The sequence below is a fragment of the Halomonas sp. SIMBA_159 genome (assembly GCF_046536035.1).
Taxonomy (GTDB): domain Bacteria; phylum Pseudomonadota; class Gammaproteobacteria; order Pseudomonadales; family Halomonadaceae; genus Vreelandella; species Vreelandella venusta_A.
Genome location: NZ_JAWJBT010000162.1, coordinates 1 through 376, shown reverse-complemented (window position 1 = coordinate 376; position 376 = coordinate 1). Strand labels below are relative to the sequence as shown.

Sequence of the window (376 nt, the reverse complement as noted above, 5' to 3'; positions counted from 1 at the left end):
CATGCTGTTCGAAACGGGCAAGAACGCGGGCAAGTGGCTCGAGATTTCGGGCTCAGGCCAGGTGCATCCCACCGTGATCCGCAACATGGGCCTCGACCCGGAGCGCTACATCGGCTTCGCTTTCGGCAGCGGCCTCGAACGGCTCACCATGTTGCGCTACGGCGTGCAAGACCTGCGTCTGTTCTTCGAAAACGACCTGCGTTTCCTGCGTCAATTCGCTTGAACGAACGCATTGCGCGACAAGCATAGAGCGCGGCCACGCACAGAGTGCATGCCGCCACAGCGTCCCGGCGGTGACAGGCAGTAACTCGCTGTAACTCATGGCAACTGGCGAATGCGCCGCACGCCGAGTTGCGCGATGTATCTGCCTCACGCG

General features: G+C 61.7%; 1 protein-coding gene. It reads left to right on the top strand.

The annotated features are described in order from the left end of the window. On the top strand, positions 1–223 hold a 223-nt coding region (locus tag R0J87_RS18820), incomplete at its 5' end, for a tRNA ligase subunit PheS family protein (protein WP_498888113.1). Positions 224–376: the final 153 nt, after the last annotated feature.